Here is a 22,723-nt window from a genome sequence, read left to right as displayed (position 1 = left end):
CGTGTCCCGGGACAGTGCCGCTTCGGCGCCCGGCAAGCCGGGGTCTCGCTCGGAGCGGCCTGTGGGACCGGCGGCCGGGCCCGCCGCCGCGCGCGGCTCCTGGCTGCGCCGCGTCATGGACGGCGGGCTGCTGCTCCAGGGCGGGATGAACGGCAGCCCGGTGCTGCGCCTGTTCATGCGCTGGGTGCGGCGCCCGCTGCTGCCCGCGATGCGGCTGTGGCGGCGCAACATCCAGTTGAAGGTCGTCGTCACGACGCTGTTGATGTCGCTCGGTGTCGTGCTGCTGCTCGGCATCGTCGTCATCGGCTCCGTACGCAACGGGCTGCTGGACGCCAAGGTGAAGGCGTCGCAGAGCCAGGCCGAGGGCGGCTTCCGCGCGGCCAAGGACCGGGCCGACTCGGCGGTGGCCGGGACGCGGGACGGGCTGTCCGATGACAGCCGCACCCCGATCCCCAAGACCTGGATGAGCGATCTCGCCACCCAGCTCTCCAGCGGAGGCAAGGGCGCCTTCGACGTGGTGACGCTCAGCTCCAGCGAGGTCGGCAGCGGCAGCGGGCGGGCGCCGCGGGGCTCCGGTGGCGTGGAGCCGGACCGCAGCGTGCCCGTGGATCTGCGGGCCCAGGTCGACCGGACGACCAGCGCGTCCCAGGAGTACACGCGGATCGTCTACACAGACGGCCAGCCCTCGCAGCCCGGCCTGGTGATCGGCAAACAGCTCACCGACCCCCAGGGCAACCCCTACCAGCTGTACTACCTCTTCCCGCTCACGCAGGAGGAGAAGTCCCTCGGCCTGGTCAAGGGCACGCTCGCGACCGCCGGACTCTTCGTGGTCGTGCTGCTCGGGGCGATCGCCTGGCTCGTCGTGCGGCAGGTCGTCACGCCGGTGCGGATGGCGGCCGGAGTGGCCGAGCGGCTCTCGGCGGGACGCCTCCAGGAACGTATGAAGGTGACCGGCGAGGACGACATCGCGCGCCTCGGCGAAGCCTTCAACAAGATGGCGCAGAACCTGCATCTGAAGATCCAGCAGCTGGAGGACCTGTCGCGGATGCAGCGACGGTTCGTCTCGGACGTGTCGCACGAGCTGCGGACGCCGCTGACGACCGTGCGGATGGCCGCCGATGTCATTCACGAGGCACGGGTCGACTTCGATCCGGTGACCGCGCGGTCCGCGGAGCTGCTCGCCGATCAGCTGGACCGCTTCGAGTCGTTGCTGGCGGACCTGCTGGAGATCAGCCGGTTCGACGCGGGGGCCGCCGCGCTGGAGGCCGAGCCGATAGACCTCCGGGAGGTCGTACGGCGGGTCGTCGGCGGCGCCGAACCGCTCGCCGAGCGCAAGGGCACCCACATCCGGATCGTCGGCGACGACCAGCCCGTGGTCGCCGAGGCGGACGCGCGCCGCGTGGAGCGTGTCCTGCGCAACCTCGTGGTCAACGCCGTGGAGCACGGCGAGGGCAAGGACGTCGTGGTGCGGCTCGCGGCCGCGGGCGGCGCGGTCGCCGTGGCGGTGCGCGACTACGGGGTCGGGCTCAAGCCGGGCGAGGCCACCCGGGTGTTCAGCCGTTTCTGGCGGGCCGACCCGGCACGCGCGCGTACCACCGGCGGCACCGGGCTCGGCCTGTCGATCGCCCTGGAGGACGCGCGGCTGCACGGCGGCTGGCTGCAGGCGTGGGGCGAACCGGGCGGTGGTTCGCAGTTCCGGCTCACGCTGCCGCGGACGGCGGACGAGGCCCTGCGCGGTTCACCGATACCGCTGGAGCCCGAGGACTCGCGGCGCGGCCGTACCGCGGACGACGCGGAGCCGCCGCAGGGCGAGGGCAGGAAGCTCGCGACGGTGCCGGCGCAGACGCCGTCCGCGCCGTCGAAGGCCCCGATCGCGCCGCGCTTCCAGCAGGCGGCGGTGCCCGCCGACCCGACGGCGCTGCCGGGCAACGGCGCGCGCGTGGTGTCCCGTGGCGGTGCGCACGGCGGCGACGGCGCGGTGAGCGTGCCGCACCAGCCGGGTGAACGCGTCGGCGAGGCGGGCCCGGCCGAGCCGGCGGACGCTGGGGACCGGGACGTGAGCGGCAGGGACGAGGCGCGCACCGGCTCCGGTGCGTGGCGGGGGGACGTGGCCGTGGGCGGGCGCCGCACCGCGGATCGGGAAGAGCGCGCCGAGGGGAGCGACGGCGGTCATGAGTGAGCAGCGGGCGCCGCGTCGACGGCGTGCGGTACGGGCCGGTGCGCTGGCCGGATGCGGCGTGATCGTGCTCGCCGGATGCGCGTCGATGCCGGACAGCGGCGGGCTCGAAGCGGTCGAGGCGTCGCAGCGGCCGGACTCGCAGGTGCGCGTCTTCGCGCTGCCGCCGCAGGACGGGGCCAGCCCCGCGAACATCGTCGAGGGCTTCCTGGAGTCGCTGACCAGCGACGACCCTTCGTACGCGATGGCGCGCAAGTATCTGACGCCGAAGGCGGCGAAGAACTGGCGTCCCGGGCAGCGGACCGTCGTCCTCGCGGACGGCCCCAACACCCGGCCGGTCAGCCAGCAGAACGCGGGCGACGAGGGCCGGACCTTCCGGCTGACGGGCCGCCAGGTCGCCACGGTCGACCAGCAGCAGGCCTATGAGCCGCGCACGAACCAGTACCAGAAGGACCTGCACCTGTCCCAGGTCGAGACGGCCAAGGGCACCCAGTGGCGGATCGACACCGTGCCGACGGGCGTCGTGCTCAGCGAGTCCGACTTCCAGCGGATCTACCAGTCCGTCAACAAGTACTACTACGCGGTGGATTCGAAGTCCGGCGACGGTCCTCCCCGGCAGGAGCTCGTCGCCGACCCCGTCTTCGTGCGGCAGTGGACCGATCCGCTGACGGAGACGGTCAAGGAGGTGCTCGCCGGGCCGACGCGCTGGCTGAAGTACTCGGTGCGGACGTCGTTCCCGACGAACTCGGCTCTGAAGGACGGCGTGGACTCGCTGGCCCCGGACGACGACAACAAGCTGACGGTGCCGCTGAACAAGTACGCGGACGCGGCGACGCCGACCAAGTGCAAGCAGATGGCGGCCCAACTGCTCTACTCGCTGCGGGACCTGTCGTCCTCGAGCGTGAACGAGGTCGAGCTCCAGCGCGCCGACGGCCGCTTCATGTGTGCGCTGAACGAGGGGGCGGCCGACGCCCTGGCGGCGCCGCGGTCGTCCGCCGGACCGGACGCCCCGTACTTCCTGGACGACAAGGGCCGGCTCGTGCGGATGCCCAACAACAGCAGCTCCGACCGGGATCCGGTGCGGGTGCCGGGGCCGCTGGGCGAGGGCGAGCAGCGACTGCGGTCCGTGGCGGTCTCCCGCGACCAGGAGCGCGCCGCGGGCGTGTCGAACGACGGACGTTCGCTGTACGTGGCCTCGTTCGTCAACGGCGCGTCGCTGGGCGACGCGCTGGCGCGCAGCCAGGCCGCCGGTGAGAAGGACGGCTTCTCCACGCCGAGTTGGGACGGGCGCGGGGACCTGTGGGTCGCCGACCGCGATCCGAAGCATCCTCGGCTGCTGGTGTTCGGACAGGGCCTCGGCGACAAGATGCAGGAGGTCGACGTCGAGGGACTCGCCGACGGCGCCCGCATCGAGGCGGTGAAGATGTCGGCCGACGGCGCGCGGACAGCGCTGCTGGTCAAGGAGGACGGCACGACGTCGCTGCGGATCGGACGGGTCGAGCGGGAGTCCGACGGGGACGGCGGCACCGCCTTCTCGATCGCCGGACTGCGCCCCGCCGCACCGGAGATGGAAGACGTCACGGCCGTGTCCTGGGCGGGCGGCAGCCGGCTCGTGGTGGTCGGCCGGGAGGCCGGCGGGCTGCAGCAGATGCGGTACGTGCAGTCCGACGGGTCGAGCCCGACGGGGCAGGCCCTGCCGGGGCTGACCCGGGTGAGCGAGATCGCGGCGTCCGACAACGACGCCTTGCCGCTGCTGGCGCACTCCGACGACGGGATCGTGCGGCTGCCCTCGGGCGCCGCGTGGCAGTCCGTGCTGAAGGACGGAACGGCGCCGGTCTACCCGGGGTAGTGCCCGCGCGCCGTGGGGGAGTTGTTCCGGCGCGGAGCTGTGCGTCCGACTGCGGCTGGCCGGCCGGCCGGCGGAGCGGCGGGCGGACACGAGCCCCGCGCGGCTCTCGGGCAGCCGTCGGCAACGTCCGTCCGTTACTGCCCAGTTGTCCACAGGGTGTTGTCCACAGGGGTGGTCGCCTGGCGCGCATGTTGGCACAGTGGTGGGTATGCGGGCGTGGTGGCAGGACCTCTCCGATCTGGTGCTGCCGGCCCAGTGCGCAGGCTGCGGCAGGTCTCGTACGGCGCTGTGTGCGCGGTGCTCGGCGGCGTTGCGCGGCGCCGTGCCCAGACGGGTGCGGCCGCGCCCGGAGCCGCCCGGGCTGCCCGTCGTGCACGCCGCCGCGCCGTATCGGGACGCGGCGCGGGCCGTGCTCCTCGCCCACAAGGAGCGGGGCGCCCTCGGCCTGGCCCGGCCGCTCGGCGCCGCGCTCGCCGGAGCGGTGCGCGAAGGGCTGCCCAGCCGGGAGCCGGGCGGCACGGTAGCCGTGGCGCTCGTACCCGTGCCCTCGGCACCCCGTGCCGTGCGGGCGCGCGGGCACGACCCCATGCGGCGGATCGCGTACGCGGCGGCCGCCGAGCTGCGCCGCACGGGCGTACCCGCCAGGGTGCTCGCCGTGCTGCGGCAGCGGCGCGCGGTGGCCGACCAGGCGGGGCTCGACGCCCGGCAGCGGCTCGCCAATGTGACCGGTGCGCTGGAGGCGGTGGGCGGGAGCGGTGGGCTGCTCACGGAAGTTGGCCGGATCGTGCTGGTCGACGACCTCATGACGACCGGCGCTTCGTTGGCGGAGGCGGCGCGCGCAATAGGTGCCTTGATGCCGTCGACATCGGGTAGCGGAGAAGGCGGAGCGGGTCGGGAACGCTCCCGGACAGGTCCTGGAATGGCATGCCAGAGCCCGGTCCGGGCAGCCGTGATCGCGGCGTCTCCGGATTCCTTCGAAATAAACCGGAACTGACCAGCAATCTGCGTCGTTGCAGGTAACGAGAGGGTTGTTTCACCTGAATGGAGGTACGCGCCAGTAGAGGGTGACGACATCCGTCCGGGCGAGATATGTTCGGTTGTGAGGAACTTGGCGAAGAAAGGCAGCCACCGTGCCTCGCATATCGGAATGCCGTGCCGTGGGATTGCACAGAGATTTCGCAATCACCCGGTCCGGTGGGGTGGAGATCTTGTTCGTGGGGGAGGAGGAGGTGGAAGTCACCGAGTCCGAGGCTCCGGAAGTGGCCGGAGTCTGGTGCAAAAGGGAGATGCTCCGCCACAGGAGCGGAGCTATCCGGGAACGGAGTTCTGCGTGGACATCGTCGTCAAGGGCCGCAAGACCGAGGTGCCGGAGCGGTTCCGCAAGCACGTGGCCGAGAAGCTGAACCTGGAGAAGATCCAGAAGCTCGACGGCAAGGTGATGAGCCTCGACGTCGAGGTGTCCAAGGAGCCCAACCCCCGACAGGCCGACCGGTGCGACCGCGTGGAGATCACGCTGCGCACGCGCGGCCCGGTGATCCGGGCGGAGGCCTCGGCGAACGACCCGTACGCGGCGCTCGACCTCGCCACCGAAAAGCTGGACGCGCGGCTGCGCAAGCAGCACGACAAGCGGTCGTCGCGACGCGGCACGAAGCGGATCTCGGCTGCCGAGGTCGCCGAGCGCGTCCCGGACGCCGCCACGCTCAACGGGGACGGCACGGTCGCCAAGGACGAGACCGAATCCGACGGCGTACCGATCACCAGGATGGGATCGCTCGAGGTCCAGGGCGAAGGCCCGATCGTCGTGCGCGAAAAGACGCACGTGGCGGCACCCATGACGCTCGACCAGGCGCTCTACGAGATGGAGCTCGTCGGGCACGACTTCTATCTGTTCGTCGACTCCGAGACCAAGGAACCGAGCGTCGTCTACCGGCGCCACGCCTACGACTACGGCGTCATCCACCTCAGCACCGACCCGATGGTCGCCGAGGTGCACAGCGCCGACGCCGGCGACGCCATCGGCTGAGCCCCGCTCGGGCAGGACTGTCCGAAAACACACTCATCCGGTGCCCCTGGAGCGCGCGTGCGCCCCCAGGGGCACCATCGTGCGACCCCCACTTGCACCGCACCGTCGTCGCGCGGGCACCGCGGCATGAAATCATGGCCGAGCCGGGTCAACCGGCGTGGCGGCGCCTCGGGTTGGCGCGGCACAGGAAGACGGGCCACGGCCTTCAGGGGGAGGAACGATGGCGGACAGCTTCGGACCGATGCGGGGCGAGGACGCCGGCGCTGCCGACGGCGGCGCCGGCATGGGACCGGACGCGGGCTCCCCGCGCGAGGAGCCCATCCGGGTCCTTGTGGTGGACGACCACGCGCTGTTCCGGCGCGGGCTGGAGATCGTCCTCGCCGCCGAGGAGGACATCCAGGTCGTCGGCGAGGCCGGCGACGGTGCTGAGGCGGTGGACAAGGCGGCCGACCTGCTGCCGGACATCGTCCTCATGGACGTACGCATGCCCAAGAGGGGCGGAATCGAGGCGTGCACCTCCATCAAGGAGGTGGCGCCCAGCGCCAAAATCATCATGCTGACGATCAGCGACGAGGAAGCCGATCTCTACGACGCGATCAAGGCGGGCGCGACCGGTTATCTCCTCAAGGAGATCTCGACCGACGAGGTGGCCACGGCCATTCGCGCGGTGGCCGACGGGCAGTCGCAGATCAGCCCGTCGATGGCGTCGAAACTGCTCACCGAATTCAAGTCGATGATCCAGCGCACCGACGAGCGCCGGCTCGTGCCCGCGCCCCGGCTGACCGACCGGGAGCTGGAGGTGCTCAAGCTCGTCGCCACCGGCATGAACAACCGGGACATCGCCAAGGAGCTCTTCATTTCCGAGAACACCGTGAAGAACCATGTGCGCAACATCCTGGAGAAGCTGCAGCTGCACTCCCGGATGGAAGCCGTGGTCTACGCGATGCGGGAGAAGATCCTGGAGATCCGCTAGCCGGACAGGCCCGGCCCGCAGCCGTCTCCGGCGGCGCGCCCGGCGGCCCCGCTCAGGTGAGCGCCTTCACCAGGGCGGGCTTGAGCGCTGCCGCGTCCACGCGCTCCACCCGGACGCTGTCGCAGCCGACCCAGGCCGCGGCCTCCAGCAGCGCCCCCGCCACCGCAGGGACCGCCTTCGCGCCGTCCAGGGACACCTGCTTGGCGACCAGCGTGGCTCCCTCGCGCGCCGGATCGACACGGCCCACCAGACGGCCGCCGGACAGGACCGGCATCGCGAAGTAGCCGTGGACCCGCTTCGGCTTGGGGACGTAGGCCTCAAGCCGGTGGGTGAAACCGAAGATCCGCTCCGTGCGCGCCCGCTCCCAGATCAGCGAGTCGAACGGCGACAGGAGCGTGGTGCGATGGCGGCCGCGCGGGGCCGACGCCAGGGCCGCCGGGTCGGCCCAGGCCGGCTTGGACCAGCCCTGGACCGTCACCGGGACCAGGCCGGTCTCCTGGATCACCGCGTCGAACTGCTCGCTCTTCAGACGGTGGTAGTCCGCGATGTCCGCGCGCGTGCCGACGCCCAGCGCCTCGCCCGCCTGACGCACCAGGCGGCGCACGCACTCCTGGTCGTCCAGGTCGTCATGGAGCAGCTCGGCGGGGATCGCGCGCTCCGCGAGGTCGTAGACCCGCTTCCAGCCGCGGCGCTCGACGCACACCACCTCGCCGTACATCAGCGCGCGCTCGACGGCGACCTTCGACTCCGACCAGTCCCACCACTCGCCCTTGTTCTTCGCGCCGCCCAACTCCGTCGCGGTGAGCGGGCCTTCGGCGCGCAGCTGCTTGATCACCTGGTCGTACGCGCCGTCGGGCAGGTCGTGGTGCCAGTGCGGCCGGGTGCGGTAGGCGCGGCGGCGGAACGCGAAGTGCGGCCACTCCTCGACGGGCAGGATGCAGGCCGCGTGCGACCAGTACTCGAAAGCGTGACGGTCGGTCCAGTAGGCCGCCTCGATCGTCTTGCGGCCCACCGCGCCCAGACGCGCGTACGGGATCAGCTCGTGCGAGCGGGCCAGCACCGAGATCGTGTCGAGCTGGACCGCGCCCAGGTGGCGCAGCACTCCGCGGACCCCTCCCCGGCGGTCCGGGGCGCCGAGGAAGCCCTGGGCGCGCAGCGCGATGCGGCGGGCTTCGTCGGCGGACAGATCGGCGGCGGGACGCGGCAAGGTCGTCATGCCCCGAACGATAGGTGCAGCCACTGACAGTCAGGCCGGTGTCGGCAGGTAGGGCAGCGGGCACGGCAGGCCCAGGTCCGAGGGCAGCAGCGCGCCGATCCAGCAGTCACGCAGCACCTCCTTGTTGAGCAGGCCCGAGCGCAGCACGCCCTCGATCGTGAAGCCGGCCTTCTCGGCGACCGTGCGCGAGCCCACGTTGCCCACCTCGGCGCGCCACTCCAGGCGTGTGCAGGCGAGCTGAGTGAAGGCCCAGCGGGCCAGGCCCAGGGCGGCTTCCGTCATGTAACCGCGGCCGCGGTGCTCCTTGGCCGTCCAGAAACCGATCTCCCAGCTGCCCGCGCGCGGGTGGTGCAGCGAGACCGCGCCGAGGATCGGGCCGTGCTCCTCGGCCCGCACGGCGAAGGTGTACTCGGTGTCGGTGCGCCAGCCGTCCGCGACCACGCGCAGGACGAAGTACTCCGCGTCCGCGCGCGCGTACGGAGAGGGAACCGGCACCCAGCGCTGGATCTCGGGGTCCTGGACCGCCGCGCACACCTCGTCGATGTCGGCGGGCACGAAGGTACGCAGCTGCAGGCGGCCGGTGGTCAGCGTCACGGGGTCCATCGCCCGATTCTGCTCGGGGACAGGGAGGGATGTCACCACTTTTCGTGTCCCTTACCGGCACCTTCCGGGGCCCCTGTCCGTTGGACCTGATGGCAGACCTCCCGGCGCGGTGGGGTCCTCGCATACGATGGCCGTTGCTCAGGCTGTCGCCTGAGTAACCGACCGTGCCAGGCCCGACCGGCAAGGAGACCAACCCCCGTGTCCGTCCTCCAGAAGATCATGCGTGCAGGCGAAGGCAAGATCCTGCGCAAGCTGCACCGCATCGCGGACCAGGTCAACTCCATCGAAGAGGACTTCGTCAGCCTCTCCGACGCCGAGCTGCGGGCCCTCACCGACGAGTACAAGCAGCGCTTGGAGGACGGCGAGACCCTCGACGACCTGCTGCCCGAGGCGTTCGCCACCGTCCGTGAGGCCGCCAAGCGTGTGCTCGGCCAGCGTCACTACGACGTGCAGCTCATGGGCGGCGCCGCCCTCCACCTCGGGTACGTCGCCGAGATGAAGACCGGTGAGGGCAAGACCCTCGTCGGCACGCTGCCCACTTACCTGAACGCGCTGTCCGGCAAGGGCGTCCACCTGATCACGGTGAACGACTACCTGGCCGAGCGCGACTCCGAGATGATGGGCCGCGTCCACAAGTTCCTGGGCCTGAGCGTGGGCTGCATCCTGGCGAACATGACGCCGGCGCAGCGCCGTGAGATGTACAACTGCGACATCACGTACGGCACGAACAACGAGTTCGGCTTCGACTACCTGCGCGACAACATGGCGTGGTCCCAGGACGAGCTCGTCCAGCGCGGCCACAACTTCGCGGTGGTCGACGAGGTCGACTCCATCCTCGTCGACGAGGCCCGTACGCCGCTGATCATCTCCGGCCCCGCCGACCAGGCCACCAAGTGGTACGCGGACTTCGCCCGGCTCGTCACGCGCCTGAAGAAGGGCGAGGCGGGCAACCAGCTGAAGGGCATCGAGGAGACCGGCGACTACGAGGTCGACGAGAAGAAGCGGACCGTGGCGATCCACGAGCCCGGTGTCGCCAAGGTCGAGGACTGGCTGGGTATCGACAACCTCTACGAGTCGGTGAACACCCCGCTCGTGGGTTACCTGAACAACGCCATCAAGGCCAAGGAACTCTTCAAGAAGGACAAGGACTACGTCGTCATCGACGGCGAAGTCATGATCGTCGACGAGCACACCGGCCGTATCCTCGCCGGCCGCCGCTACAACGAGGGCATGCACCAGGCGATCGAGGCGAAGGAAGGGGTGGACATCAAGGACGAGAACCAGACCCTTGCGACCATCACCCTGCAGAACTTCTTCCGCCTCTACGACAAGCTCTCCGGCATGACCGGTACGGCGATGACCGAGGCCGCCGAGTTCCACCAGATCTACAAGCTCGGCGTCGTCCCGATCCCGACGAACAAGCCGATGGTCCGCAAGGACCAGGCCGACCTGATCTACCGCACCGAGGTCGCCAAGTTCGACGCGGTCGTCGACGACATCGCGGAGAAGCACGAGAAGGGCCAGCCGATCCTCGTCGGTACGACGTCGGTCGAGAAGTCCGAGTACCTCTCGCAGCAGCTCTCCAAGCGCGGCATCCAGCACGAGGTGCTCAACGCCAAGCAGCACGACCGTGAGGCCACGATCGTCGCGCAGGCCGGCCGCAAGGGCGCCGTCACCGTCGCCACGAACATGGCCGGCCGTGGTACCGACATCAAGCTCGGCGGCAACCCGGACGACCTCGCCGAGGCCGAGCTGCGCCAGGCGGGTCTCGACCCCGTCGAGCACGTCGAGGAGTGGGCGGCCCGGCTGCCCGCCGCCCTGGAGAAGGCCGAGCTGGCCGTCAAGGCGGAGTTCGAGGAGGTCAAGGACCTCGGCGGGCTCTACGTCCTCGGTACCGAGCGGCACGAGTCGCGGCGTATCGACAACCAGCTGCGCGGTCGTTCCGGCCGTCAGGGCGACCCCGGTGAGTCGCGCTTCTACCTGTCGCTCGGCGACGACCTGATGCGCCTGTTCAAGGCGCAGATGGTCGAGCGCGTGATGTCGATGGCCAACGTGCCGGACGACGTGCCGATCGAGAACAAGATGGTGACGCGGGCGATCGCCTCCGCGCAGTCGCAGGTCGAGCAGCAGAACTTCGAGACGCGTAAGAACGTCCTGAAGTACGACGAGGTGCTCAACCGGCAGCGTGAGGTCATCTACGGCGAGCGCCGTCGCGTCCTGGAGGGCGAGGACCTGCACGAGCAGGTGCAGCACTTCATGGACGACACCATCGACGCCTACATCGGCGCCGAGACCGCCGAGGGCTTCGCCGAGGAGTGGGACCTCGACCGGCTGTGGGGCGCCTTCAAGCAGCTCTACCCGATCAAGGTCTCCACGGAGGAGCTGGAGGACGAGGCCGGGGACCGTGCCGGTCTCACCGCCGAGTTCATCGGCGAGGCCGTCAAGGACGACATCCACGCGCAGTACGAGGGGCGCGAGGAGCAGCTCGGCTCCGAGATCATGCGTGAGCTGGAGCGCCGCGTGGTGCTCTCCGTGCTCGACCGCAAGTGGCGTGAGCACCTCTACGAGATGGACTACCTCCAGGAGGGCATCGGTCTGCGCGCCATGGCGCAGAAGGACCCGCTGGTCGAGTACCAGCGCGAGGGCTTCGACATGTTCACCGCCATGATGGAGGGCATCAAGGAGGAGTCCGTCGGCTACCTGTTCAACCTGGAGGTCCAGGTCGAGCAGCAGGTCGAGGAGGTCCCGGTGGAGGACGCGGCGCCCACGTCGCTGGACAAGGCCGACGCCGTGCCGGCGCAGGCCGGGCCGCGTCCGGAGATCCGCGCCAAGGGGCTCGACGCTCCGCAGCGTCCCGACCGGCTGCACTTCCAGGCGCCGAACGCCGAGGGCGGTGTCGACGAGGGCGACTTCGTGACCGAGGACGGTCCCCTGCGCTCCGAGGCGGACGGCCTGACGCGGGCCGAGCGCAGGAAGCAGTCGAAGGGGCGTCGTCGCAAGAAGTGACCATCGCTTCCTGAAGGGCCGGGCACGGTGTGCCCGGCCCTTCCGCGTGTCCAGCGTGTCCAGCGTGTGCGGCGTGTGCAGTGTGTGCCGTGTCTAGAACGTCTCGCGGGGCGGGCGGCCGTCCAGTTCCACCGCGGTGACCCGCCAGCGCTGATCGTGGGACAGGTGGAGGCGGAAGGCCAGGGCGTGCAGCCGGGAGCCCGCCGTGATGCGGGCGAAGACCTCGTAGGTGCCGCTCGACGGTTCGAAGTGGCCGATGCGGTGGATCGTCGGGCGGGGCCCGCCGGTGCCGAGGGAGCGGCGGGCCACCAGCCACAGCAGGTCCTCGTAGGCCTGATGGGCGGTGTGGCGGGCGAACCAGTGCGGGGGCCGGTGGCCCGACAGGACCAGGAGCAGGCGCTGGGTGAAGAGCTCCGTGGGGTGCGGCGGGGCCTGGGGCGGGACCCGGCGGTCGGCCGGGCGCCGGGAGTCCCGGCGGGACGGGGGCCGGGTGGTCGCGCGGGGACCCCGCCTGGTCATCACCTTCTGCACAGCGCCTCCGGATACCAGTCGGTAACTTTGCTTGGTGATCTTGTACGGGGTCCGTCGAGAGCCCCGCAAGGGACGCCGGGCCGGGCAGGCCGGGGGCGGGCGGTTCACCTATCCGAGTGGCCGGGCGGCGGACGGGCCGGAGGCCGCAAGGGGCGGGCGGGTGAATCGGCGGAACCCCGTTGACGTGCGCGCGGGGTCCGGCCGGCAGTCCGAAGGGGGACTCCCGCACGTATCCTGAAGGCCCCATCGGCACCCTGGGCCATGGGGCCGGCTCCGAAGACGACGAAAGCGGCCCGTCATGCGCGTGTACGTACCTCTGTCCCTGCCTCGACTCGCAGAGGCGTACAAGACGGGCGAGCTGGGACCCGCGCCGCTCACCGCCTACGCCGTGACGCCCGCGCTGCGCGAGTGGTACCTGTCCGACGACATCGAGGAGCTGGAGTACGCGGCCCTCAACCGCGCCGCGCTGGCCTCGCTGCGGCTGCTTGCCGGTGAGCCCGACGCGGCACGGCGGCGGGTCGTCGTCGCCGTGGATGTGGCGGACCGGGCCGCCGTCGCCGACCCCGACCGCGGGCTCGACCCGGCCGCGCTCGGTGAGGTGACCGTGCGCGAGGCCGTGGTGCTGGCCAAGGCCGCCGCCGTGCACGTGGACGCCGACGACGCCGAGGCCGATGTCGCGGCCGCCGCGGCCGCGCTGGGCGCCGCCGATCACGGGGACGACGACGCCCAGTTCGTCGTGGACGGGGCCGAGGACCACGAGCTGCTGTGGTTCGCCACGCAGGAGATCGCGAGCCTGGTGGGCCGCGGCGACTGAGCTCGTGGGGGCCCAGTGCGCACGGGGTACGTTCTAGGGCATGGGGAAGCACATAGCCGGCGCGCACATCGTCTGGGACTGGAACGGGACGCTGTTCCACGACAACGATGCCATCATCCGTGCCACCAACGCCGCCTTCGAGGAGATCGGGCTCGCCCCGATCACGCTGGAGAAGTACCGCGCGCTGTACTGCGTGCCGGTGCCCAAGTTCTACGAGCGGCTGATGGGGCGGCTGCCCACCGATGCCGAATGGGCCGTGATGGACGAGGCGTTCCACCGGCACTACCTGCGGCACTCCGTGGCGTGCGGCCTCGCCGAGGGCGCCGAGCTGCTGCTCGCCGGGTGGCAGGACGCCGGGCGCAGCCAGTCGATCCTCAGCATGTACGGGCATGAGGAACTGGTACCGCTGGTACGGCAGTTGGGGATCACCGAGCGGTTCGTGCGGGTCGACGGGCGCACCGGCCCGTCCGGCGGCAGCAAGGCCGAGCACATGGTGCGGCACCTGGGCGCGCTGCGGGGCGTGGCGCCGGAGCGGACCGTCGTCATCGGGGACGCCGCGGACGACGCGGTCGCCGCGCTGGGCGCGGGCGCGCGGGCCGTGCTCTACACCGGCGGTTCGCACAGCAGGGCCAGCCTCGAAGGGGTGGGGGTGCCCGTCGTGGACACGCTCGCGGAGGCGGTGGGCGAGGCGGAGCGGATCGCCGCCGCGGCCTGAGCCGGATCTTCTCCGCGGAGTGGTCTTCCGGGGCTTCTGCGCCGACTTCGTTCACGCTCCGCAGGGCGCTGCGTACTCTGTGGTGAGAGTTCGGTGGTGTGGCAGGGCGCGACGGGGGGACGGGGAGCATGGGTTTCGGCTTCGGGCAGCGGCGTGGCGGGCAACTGCCGGTCGAGGTCACCACGTTCGTCGGCCGGGCGGCCGAACTCGCGCAGGTGCAGGGCGCGTTCGAGCAGGCCAGGCTGGTCACGCTGGTCGGACCCGGCGGTGTCGGCAAGAGCCGTACGGCCCTGCGGGCGGCGGCCGGGCTCGCCGAGCGGTTCCCGGACGGGGTGTGGCTGGTCGAGCTGAGCGCGCTGCGCGACCCCGAGCTGATCCCGGTGACGCTCGCCGCGGTGCTCCAACTGCCCGAGCAGGCGGGCATGGAGCCCCTCGACGCGGTCGTCGCCCATCTGCAGGGGCGGCAGCTGCTCGTCGTCCTCGACACGTGCGAACACCTCGTCGACGCGTGCGCGATGCTCACCGACGTGCTGCTGCGGGAGGCGGCCGGGGTGAGCGTCCTCGCCACCAGCCGGCAGCCGCTCGACGTGCCGGGCGAGCACTGTTGCGCCATCGCGCCGCTCGGCCCCGACGACGCCCTGGAGCTGTTCGTGCAGCGGGCCGCGGCCGTCGTCCCCGGCTTCGAGGTGACGGACGCCAACCGCGCGCAACTCGCCGCGCTGGCAAGCCGGTTGGACGGGATCCCGCTCGCTCTGGAGCTGGCCGCGGTGCGCTTGCGGGCGGTACCCCTGGAGCAGCTGGTGGAGCGGCTCGGGCAGCGCTTCGAGGTACTCACCGGCGGGCGGCGCACCGCGCTGACCCGGCACCAGACGCTGCGCACGGCCATCGGCTGGTCGCACGAGCTGTGCACGCCGAAGGAGCGGCTGCTGTGGGCGCGGCTCTCCGTCTTCGCGGACTCCTTCGAGCTGTCGGCCGCCGAAGTGGTCGGCGCGGGAGGCGAGCTGGGCGGCGGCGAGGTGCTCGAGTGCCTGATCGGGCTCGTCGACAAGTCCGTCGTCCAGCGCATCGGTGAGAACGGCAGCCGCTACCGGCTGCTCGACACCATCCGCGAGTACGGCGCCGAATGGCTGGCGGAGTCCGGGCAGGCGGCCGCCGTGCGGGGGCGGCACTTCGCGTACTACCGGGACCTCGGGCAGCGCTACTGGGACGAGTACCTCACGCCCGCGCAGCCCGCGCACTACCGGGTGCTGCGCGCCGAGAAGTCCGACCTGCGGGCCGCGCTCGAATACGCCTACGAGCGGCCGGAGTCGGTCGCGCAGGGCGTGTGGCTGGCCGCTCAGCTCGGCCCGTACTGGCGGGCGGTCGGCGGGATCTCCGAGGGCCGGTACTGGATCGAGAAGGGGCTGGCGCTCCTCGACGAGGTGGGCGAGGAGCAGGCGTGGGGGCGCTTCATGGTGGCCCTCGCCGCGGTGTGGACCGGCGATCTGCCCGGCGCCCTGGAGCTGTTCCACCGGGCCGTCGAGGTGGCCCGGGAGTCGGGGACGGACCGCGTGGAGCTGTTCTGCGACGCCTACCTCGGCGGGCTGACCGCGCTGTGCGGGGAGCCCGAGGGGCTCGTGGCGCTGGAGGACGCGCGGCAGCGGATCCTGGCGCGCGGCGACGGGCTCGGCATCGGCGTCATCCACTACGAGGCCGCCGTGGTGCTCGGCGTGCTCGGCGACACCGAGAGCGCCCTGGAGCTGTGCCGCACGGGCCTCGCGTACCTGGAGAGCACCGGCGAGCGCCAGTTGCTCGGCTCCACGCTCATGGTGCAGGGCCTCATGCTGTGGCTCGGCGGCGAGCGCGAAGCGGCCCTCGGGCCCCTGTGCCAGGGACTGGAGGCCGCCGCCGAGATCGACGAGGTGCTCGTCGCCGCGATGTGCTGCCTGGTGCTCGCCTGGTCCGCCGCGCACGAGGAGCGGTACGTGCGGGCGGCGTGGCTGCTCGGCTACGCGGAGAACGCCCGGCGGCTCGGCGGCGACCCGGTGGGCATGCTGCCCTCGCTCTTCCACGAGCAGGAGACCGTGCGCGGAGCCGTGCGGCTGGCGCTCGGGGACGCGGAGTTCCGGCGGTGGAACGAGGTGGGCGCGCGGCTCTCCGGCAGCCGGGTGCTGGACGCCGTCCGCTCGGGAGCCGAGACGCCGGGGGCCGCGCCGGTGCCCGCGGCCCGGCGCGCCGGGGTGGACGCGCTCACCCGGCGCGAGCGGGAGGTCGCCGCGCTGGTGACGCAGGGGCTGTCCAACCGGGAGATCGCGGAGCGGCTGGTGATCTCCAAGCGGACCGCCGACGCGCATGTGGAGCACATCCTGGCCAAGCTGGGGGTGGGGTCCCGCACGGAGGTGGCCGCCGTCGCCGGTGCCGGCCTGGAGAACTCGGACCGGCCCTAGGGCGGGTCCGGCTCTAGGTATACGGAGTCCCGCTCACCGGGCCGACATGCGTATACGTGTCTCGCGCGATACCGATGCACCGGTCAGGCGGGTGCCGCTTAGCTGTACACGTGCCGCATGGTCCGGGAAGGACACGCGCGGCGGGGCGTCGGGCAGTAATGGTCAACTCCCCACGGCTGTCGTGGCAACGGCTCCCCGTCGTGGTGCCCGGAGCGCGGTGCGCCACGGTGGCTGCCCTCGTCGGCGGGGCAGCCACCTCCTTGAGCCAGGCCCGCCCGGACCCCGCGGGCCCAGGTGCTTCAGACCGCCGGTGCCTTCGCCCGCAGCACCGTGAGGAACTCCCGCATCCAGGCCGGGTGGTCCGACCAGGACCGGGCCGACACCAGCGTGCCGTCGACGACCGCCGCCGCGTCCTGGAAGGTGGCGCCGGCCGCCTGCATGTCCGGCTCCAGCGCCGGGTACGCCGTCACGCGGCGGCCCCGCAGGCCGTCGACCGCGGCGGTCAGGAGCGGGCCGTGGCAGATCTGGGCGACGGGCTTGTCGGTGTCGAAGAAGGCCTTGACGATCTTGCGGAGTTCGCCGTCGCCGCGCAGGTACTCCGGCGCCCGGCCGCCCGGGATCACCAGGGCGGCGTACTGGCCCGGGTCGACTTCCGCGAAGGCCAGGTCGGCCGGCCAGGTGTAGCCCGGCTTCTCCGTGTACGTGTCGAAGCCCGGCTCGAAGTCGTGCACCACGAGGCGCAGCCGCTTGCGGGTCGGGGCCGCGACGTGGACGTCGTAGCCCTCCTCGCGCAGCCGCTGGTACGGGTAGAGGACCTCCAGCGACTCCGCCGCGTCGCCGGTCACGATCAGGATCTTGGGTGCCATTGGTCACACGCTCCCCTCGGCGAGCCGGTGTCCGCCGTCGTGCCCAACCTCCCGCCGCCCCCGGATCCTGGCAAGAGGGCGCGGTTCTGTGCAGAGTGTCAAAGTTCGGCCGCTGGTTTTGTACACATACGGCTCATGACGGGTCCCCGGTGCGGAGCGATAGCCTTGTCCCGTGATCAGCGCGATATCTCGCGGGGGCATCGTCGCCCCCTGCCCGCGCCGGGAGCTCACGGGTCGCCACCGCGACCGTGCCCGGCGCTCAGCCGCTGATCGTTTCCGGCGGATGGCCAGTTCGTTGAAAATGGCGCATTACCGTCCGCTCTTCTCCCATTCCGGCATAACGTCGATGTCGACCGGACACCCCGCGTCGCGGCGTTACGTCGACCGCTTTACCTACGTCACGTCTACGTCACGCAACGGCGCGCGACAGGAGCCAGAGGACAATGCAGACCAAGCTGGACGAAGCCAAGGCCGAGCTGCTCGCACGGGCCGCCCGGGTAGCTGAGAACAGCCCGGTAGGGGGGCACCTACCGACTGGGGCGACGGACGAGGGCACTCCTGACCGGGACACCGTGCTCACGTTCCTCCAGCGCTACTACCTGCACACCGCACCCGAGGACCTCACGGACCGCGACCCGGTCGACATCTTCGGCGCCGCGTACTCGCACTACCGCCTCGCCGAGAACCGACCGCAGGGCACCGCGAACGTCAGAGTCCACACGCCGACCGTCGAGGAGAACGGCTGGACCTCCAGCCACTCCGTCGTCGAGGTCGTCACCGACGACATGCCGTTCCTGGTGGACTCCGTCACCAACGAGCTGTCCCGTCAGGGCCGCGGCATCCACGTCGTCATCCACCCGCAGGTCGTCGTCCGCCGCGACGTCGCCGGCAAGCTCCTCGAGGTGCTGCCGGCCGGCACCACCGCCGAGGGCCACGACGTGCTCACCGAGTCGTGGATCCACGTCGAGATGGACCGCGAGACCGACCGGGCCGACCTGAAGCAGATCAGCGCCGACCTGCTGCGCATCCTGTCCGACGTGCGCGAGTGCGTCGAGGACTGGGAGAAGATGCGCGACGCTGCGCTGCGCATCGCCGACGACCTGCCGCGCGAGCCCACCGCGGGCGACCTGGACGAGCAGGAGGTCGACGAGGCCCGCGAGCTGCTGCGCTGGCTGTCCGCCGACCATTTCACCTTCCTCGGCTTCCGTGAGTACACCCTCACCGACGACGACTCGCTGGCCGCCGTGCCCGGCACCGGCCTCGGCATCCTGCGCGCCGACCCGCACCACGACGCCGACGACCACCACCCGGTCTCGCCGTCCTTCAACCGGCTGCCGGCCGACGCCCGCGCCAAGGCCCGCGAGCACAAGCTCCTCGTCCTGACGAAGGCCAACAGCCGCGCCACCGTGCACCGGCCGAGCTACCTCGACTACGTCGGCGTGAAGAAGTTCGACGCCGAGGGCAATGTCATCGGCGAGCGCCGCTTCCTCGGGCTGTTCTCCTCCGCCGCGTACACCGAGTCCGTGCGCCGGGTCCCCGTCATCCGCCGCAAGGTCGCCGAGGTCCTCAAGGGCGCGGGTTTCTCGCCCGCCAGCCACGACGGCCGCGACCTGCTCCAGATCATGGAGACGTACCCGCGCGACGAGCTGTTCCAGACCCCGGCCGACGAACTGCGCGACATCGTCACCTCCGTCCTCTACCTCCAGGAGCGCCGTCGGCTGCGGCTCTACCTGCGCAAGGACGAGTACGGGCGCTACTACTCGGCCCTCGTCTACTTGCCGCGCGACCGCTACACCACGGGCGTGCGCCTGCGGATCATCGACATCCTCAAGGAGGAGCTGGGCGGCGAGACCGTCGACTTCACCGCCTGGAACACCGAGTCGATCCTCTCCCGCCTGCACTTCGTCGTCCGCGTCGCGCCCGGCACCGAGCTGCCGCAGCTCTCGGACGCCGACAAGGACCGCATCGAGGCCCGCCTCGTCGAGGCCGCCCGCTCCTGGGCCGACGGCTTCGCCGAGGCGCTGAACGCCGAGTGCGGCGAGGAGCGCGCCGCCGAACTGCTGCGCCACTACGGCCAGGCCTTCCCCGAGGGCTACAAGGCGGACCACTCGCCGCGCGCCGCCGTCGCCGACCTGGTCCACCTGGAGCAACTCACGCAGGGGGACAAGGACTTCGCGCTCTCCCTGTACGAGCCGGTGGGCGCGGCCCCCGGCGAGCGCCGCTTCAAGATCTACCGGACCGGCTCGCCCGTCTCCCTGTCCGCCGTGCTCCCGGCGCTGCAGCGGCTCGGCGTCGAGGTCACCGACGAGCGCCCGTACGAGCTGCGCTGCGCGGACCGCGCCACCGCCTGGATCTACGACTTCGGCCTGCGCATGCCGAAGCCGGCGAACGGCAACGGGGACGACCTCGGGGCCGACGGCCGTGAGCGGTTCCAGGAGGCGTTCGCCGCCACCTGGACCGGGCTCGCCGAGAACGACGGCTTCAACTCCCTCGTCCTGCGCGCCGGTCTGAACTGGCGGCAGGCGATGGTGCTGCGCGCGTACGCCAAGTACCTGCGCCAGGCGGGCTCCACGTTCAGCCAGGACTACATGGAGGACACCCTCCGCACCAACGTGCACACCACCCGGCTGCTCGTCTCCCTCTTCGAGGCGCGGATGTCGCCGGACCGCCAGCGCGCGGGCACCGAGCTGACCGACGGGCTGCTCGAGGAGCTCGACGGCGCCCTCGACCAGGTGGCCTCGCTCGACGAGGACCGGATCCTGCGGTCCTTCCTCACCGTCATCAAGGCGACGCTGCGCACGAACTTCTTCCAGGAGGCGGCGGGCGGTCAGCCGCACGAGTACGTCTCCATGAAGTTCGACCCGCAGGCCATCCCGGACCTGCCCGCGCCGCGGCCCGCGTACGAGATCTGGGTGTACTCGCCCCGCGTCGAGGGTGTGCACCTGCGCTTCGGCAAGGTCGCGCGCGGCGGACTGCGCTGGTCCGACCGGCGCGAGGACTTCCGCACCGAGATCCTCGGCCTGGTCAAGGCGCAGATGGTGAAGAACACCGTCATCGTGCCGGTCGGCGCCAAGGGCGGCTTCGTCGCCAAGCAGCTCCCGGACCCGAGCGTGGACCGGGACGCCTGGATGGCCGAGGGCGTGGCGTCGTACAAGACCTTCATCTCGGCGCTGCTCGACATCACCGACAACCTGGTGGCCGGCGAGGTCGTGCCGCCCGCCGACGTCGTGCGGCACGACGAGGACGACACGTACCTCGTGGTCGCGGCCGACAAGGGCACGGCGACGTTCTCCGACATCGCCAACGGGGTCGCGGGCAGCTACAACTTCTGGCTCGGCGACGCGTTCGCCTCCGGCGGCTCGGCCGGCTACGACCACAAGGCGATGGGCATCACCGCCCGCGGCGCCTGGGAGTCCGTCAAGCGGCACTTCCGGGAGCTGGGCGTCGACACCCAGTCCGAGGACTTCACGGTCGTCGGCGTCGGCGACATGAGCGGTGACGTCTTCGGCAACGGGATGCTGCTCTCCGAGCACATCCGGGTGGTCGCCGCCTTCGACCACCGGCACATCTTCATCGACCCGAAGCCGGACGCGGCGACCTCGTACGCCGAGCGCCGCCGCATGTTCGAGCTGCCGCGCTCGTCCTGGGCCGACTACGACAAGGAGCTGATCTCCGCGGGCGGCGGCGTGTTCCCGCGCTCCGCCAAGGCGATCCAGCTCAACGCCCACATCCGCGAGGCGCTCGGCATCGAGTCCGGCCAGGCCAAGATGACCCCGGCCGAGCTGATGAAGGCCATCCTGCAGGCGCCGGTCGACCTGCTGTGGAACGGCGGCATCGGCACGTACGTGAAGGCGTCCGCGGAGTCGAACGCGGACGTCGGCGACAAGGCCAACGACGCCATCCGCGTCGACGGCCAGGACGTCCGCGCCAAGGTCATCGGCGAGGGCGGCAACCTCGGCGCGACCCAGCTGGGCCGCATCGAGTTCGCCCGCAGCGGCGGCAAGGTCAACACCGACGCCATCGACAACAGCGCCGGGGTGAACACCTCCGACGTCGAGGTCAACATCAAGATCCTGCTCAACGGCCTGGTGGCCGACGGGGATCTGACGGTGAAGCAGCGCAACAAGCTGCTCGCCGCGATGACCGACGAGGTCGGCCACCTGGTGCTGCGCAACAACTACGCGCAGAACACCGCCCTGGCCAACGCCGAGGCCCAGTCGCCCTCGCTGCTCCACGCCCACCAGCGCTTCATGCGCCGGCTCGGCAAGCAGGGGCACCTCGACCGCGGCCTGGAGTTCCTGCCCAACGACCGGCAGATCAAGGAACTCCTCAACACCGGGCGCGGGCTGAGCCAGCCGGAGCTGGCCGTCCTCCTCGCGTACACGAAGATCACGGCCTCGGACGAGCTCATCCAGACGAGCCTGCCCGACGACCCGTACCTGCGTCGGCTGCTGCACGCCTACTTCCCCGAGGCGCTGCGCGACAAGTACGGCGAGGCGATCGACGCGCACGCGCTGCGCCGCGAGATCATCACGACCGTCCTCGTCAACGACACGGTGAACACGGGCGGTTCGACGTTCCTGCACCGGCTGCGCGAGGAGACCGGCGCCTCGCTGGAGGAGATCGTGCGGGCGCAGCTCGCCGCCCGGGAGATCTTCGGGCTCGGCGAAGTGTGGGACGCGGTGGAGGCGCTCGACAATGTCGTCGCCGCCGATGTCCAGACCCGGATCCGGCTGCACTCGCGCCGGCTCGTCGAGCGCGGCACGCGCTGGCTGCTCAACAACCGGCCGCAGCCGCTGCAGCTGGCCGAGACGATCTCCTTCTTCCAGGACGGCGTCCACGAGGTGTGGGCGGCGCTGCCGAAGATGCTGCGCGGCGCGGACGCCGAGTGGTACCAGTCGATCCTCGACGAGCTGACCGGCGCCGGGGTGCCGGAGGAACTGGCGCAGCGCGTCGCCGGGTTCTCCTCGGCCTTCCCGACGCTCGACATCGTGCAGATCGCCGACCGGACGGGCAAGGAGGCGCTGGCCGTCGCCGAGGTGTACTACGACCTCGCCGACCGGCTGTCGATCACCCAGCTCATGGACCGCATCATCGAGCTGCCGCGGGCCGACCGCTGGCAGTCGATGGCCCGCGCCTCGATCCGCGAGGACCTGTACGCGGCGCACGCCGCGCTCACCGCCGATGTGCTGGCGGCGGGCAACGGGACCTCGACGCCGGAGCAGCGGTTCAAGGCGTGGGAGGAGAAGAACGCGCCGATCCTGGGCCGCGCGCGCACCACTTTGGAGGAGATCCAGGGCTCGGACGCCTTCGACCTGGCGAACCTGTCGGTGGCGATGCGGACGATGCGTACGCTGCTGCGGGTGCACTCGTAGGGCGTAGCCGATACGCAGACGGGGGCGCCCCGGGCCGGATGTGCACCGGCCCGGGCGCCCCCGTTTCCGTGGCCGGTGCGGCACGGACCGGGCGCCGTCCTTCGCCATACGCCGCTAATTCCGGCATTCCGTCTAAAGTGGACCTGATTG

The 22,723-nt window shown here is 71.3% G+C and carries 14 protein-coding genes; 10 read left to right on the top strand and 4 right to left on the bottom strand.

Annotated elements, in window-relative coordinates; genetic code table 11:
• Position 1: 1 nt before the first annotated feature.
• The 5 genes from mtrB (at position 2) to ACQUQD_RS16395 (ending at position 7,021) form a co-directional block, all read left to right on the top strand.
• A complete protein-coding gene (mtrB, locus tag ACQUQD_RS16415) occupies positions 2-2,179 on the top strand; it encodes an MtrAB system histidine kinase MtrB (RefSeq protein WP_428952827.1) in 2,178 nt (725 codons plus the stop codon).
• Positions 2,172-4,025 (top strand): LpqB family beta-propeller domain-containing protein, encoded by a 1,854-nt coding sequence (locus ACQUQD_RS16410; RefSeq protein ID WP_428952826.1) that lies wholly within the window; start codon positions 2,172-2,174, stop codon positions 4,023-4,025. The genes mtrB and ACQUQD_RS16410 overlap by 8 nt, the downstream gene beginning before the upstream one ends.
• A 208-nt stretch (positions 4,026-4,233) precedes the next feature.
• Positions 4,234-5,019 (top strand): ComF family protein, encoded by a 786-nt coding sequence (locus ACQUQD_RS16405; protein ID WP_428952825.1) that lies wholly within the window; start codon positions 4,234-4,236, stop codon positions 5,017-5,019.
• 336 nt (positions 5,020-5,355) lie between these two features.
• Positions 5,356-6,048, top strand: coding sequence for a ribosome hibernation-promoting factor, HPF/YfiA family (gene hpf, locus ACQUQD_RS16400; RefSeq protein ID WP_428952824.1), 693 nt, complete (start codon positions 5,356-5,358; stop codon positions 6,046-6,048).
• A 220-nt stretch (positions 6,049-6,268) separates the two neighbouring features.
• Positions 6,269-7,021, top strand: coding sequence for a response regulator (locus ACQUQD_RS16395; RefSeq protein ID WP_428952823.1), 753 nt, complete (start codon positions 6,269-6,271; stop codon positions 7,019-7,021).
• 52 nt (positions 7,022-7,073) lie between these two features.
• On the opposite strand, the gene ACQUQD_RS16390 is transcribed toward ACQUQD_RS16395, so the two are convergent.
• Together ACQUQD_RS16390 and ACQUQD_RS16385 are read right to left on the bottom strand one after the other, a co-directional pair.
• A complete protein-coding gene (locus ACQUQD_RS16390; protein WP_428952822.1) occupies positions 7,074-8,237 on the bottom strand; it encodes a winged helix-turn-helix domain-containing protein in 1,164 nt (387 codons plus the stop codon).
• A 30-nt stretch (positions 8,238-8,267) separates the two neighbouring features.
• On the bottom strand, positions 8,268-8,840 hold the full coding sequence (locus ACQUQD_RS16385; protein WP_428952821.1) for a GNAT family N-acetyltransferase: 573 nt from the start codon (positions 8,838-8,840) through the stop codon (positions 8,268-8,270).
• Positions 8,841-9,038: 198 nt separating this feature from the next.
• On the opposite strand from ACQUQD_RS16385, the gene secA reads away from it, so the two are divergent.
• Positions 9,039-11,846, top strand: a complete 2,808-nt coding sequence (gene secA / locus ACQUQD_RS16380; protein WP_428952820.1) for a preprotein translocase subunit SecA — start codon at positions 9,039-9,041, stop codon at positions 11,844-11,846.
• A gap of 93 nt (positions 11,847-11,939) precedes the next feature.
• Here secA and ACQUQD_RS16375 read toward each other — a convergent pair whose 3' ends face one another.
• Complete coding sequence (locus tag ACQUQD_RS16375) at positions 11,940-12,365, bottom strand: Rv3235 family protein (RefSeq protein ID WP_428952819.1); 426 nt, start codon at positions 12,363-12,365, stop codon at positions 11,940-11,942.
• Positions 12,366-12,675: 310 nt separating this feature from the next.
• Between ACQUQD_RS16375 and ACQUQD_RS16370 the strand changes: the two genes are divergently transcribed.
• From ACQUQD_RS16370 to ACQUQD_RS16360, 3 genes are all read left to right on the top strand, one after another.
• Entirely contained in the window at positions 12,676-13,191 is a 516-nt protein-coding gene (locus ACQUQD_RS16370) for a DUF6912 family protein (protein WP_428952818.1), read from the top strand.
• A 40-nt stretch (positions 13,192-13,231) separates the two neighbouring features.
• A complete protein-coding gene (locus tag ACQUQD_RS16365; protein WP_428952817.1) occupies positions 13,232-13,906 on the top strand; it encodes an HAD family hydrolase in 675 nt (224 codons plus the stop codon).
• A gap of 128 nt (positions 13,907-14,034) precedes the next feature.
• A complete protein-coding gene (locus ACQUQD_RS16360) occupies positions 14,035-16,332 on the top strand; it encodes an ATP-binding protein (protein WP_428952816.1) in 2,298 nt (765 codons plus the stop codon).
• 299 nt (positions 16,333-16,631) lie between these two features.
• Here the strand turns inward: ACQUQD_RS16360 and ACQUQD_RS16355 are convergent, their stop codons facing one another.
• Positions 16,632-17,198: a DJ-1/PfpI family protein gene (locus ACQUQD_RS16355; protein WP_428952815.1), complete on the bottom strand. Its 567-nt coding sequence runs from the start codon at positions 17,196-17,198 to the stop codon at positions 16,632-16,634.
• A 443-nt stretch (positions 17,199-17,641) separates the two neighbouring features.
• Between ACQUQD_RS16355 and ACQUQD_RS16350 the strand changes: the two genes are divergently transcribed.
• Positions 17,642-22,573 (top strand): NAD-glutamate dehydrogenase, encoded by a 4,932-nt coding sequence (locus ACQUQD_RS16350; RefSeq protein WP_428952814.1) that lies wholly within the window; start codon positions 17,642-17,644, stop codon positions 22,571-22,573.
• The last annotated feature ends 150 nt before the right edge of the window (positions 22,574-22,723 follow it).

The organism is Streptomyces sp. cg35, assembly GCF_050410835.1.
Classification (GTDB): Bacteria; Actinomycetota; Actinomycetes; order Streptomycetales; family Streptomycetaceae; genus Streptomyces.
Note: the sequence above shows the minus strand (reverse complement) of the source record. Positions and strands in the feature narration are given on the sequence as shown.